The following is a 539-nucleotide window of genomic DNA, read 5'->3' as shown; positions in this document are numbered from 1 at the left end:
GTGAATGGACCGACGGTACACTCTTCACCAACGGTTGCACCTTCAATCACACTGTAAGGACGAACGATAGTATTATCGTCGATTTCACAATCTTTCAGCACACAACCAGTGCCGATAATCACGTTATCACCCAGCGATACGTTACCTTCAATGATCACGTTTGCATCGATTTCACAATCCATACCGCACTGAAGCTCACCGCGTAAGTCAAAACGCGCAGGGTCACGCAGCATCACACCTTGTTCAAGTAGTTTTTGAGCTTGCATCGATTGGAACGCGCGCTCTAGACGAGCAAGTTGAGCGCGATCATTAACACCTTCTACTTCAATGGCATTCACTGGGTGAACCGCTTCAACGGCACGCCCTTCGTCGTGCGCAGCAGCAATAACGTCTGTTAGGTAGTACTCACCTTGAGCATTGTTGTTGTTTAAGCCTGACAACCAACGCTTCAGATCACCACCAGTCGCAACCATCACGCCAGTGTTGATCTCTTTAATTTGCTTTTGTTCTTCGCTTGCGTCTTTTTGCTCAACGATAGC

At 47.9% G+C, this 539-nt stretch carries 1 pseudogene; it reads right to left on the bottom strand.

What is annotated here, in order from left to right:
- A pseudogene (gene glmU, locus R7Q48_RS30400) lies at nt 1-539 on the bottom strand (bifunctional UDP-N-acetylglucosamine diphosphorylase/glucosamine-1-phosphate N-acetyltransferase GlmU); the annotation flags it as partial.

Source organism: Vibrio sp. 378 (genome assembly GCF_033339435.1).
The sequence above is the reverse complement of the archived record's forward strand: the minus strand, read 5'-3'. Positions and strand labels throughout refer to the sequence as shown.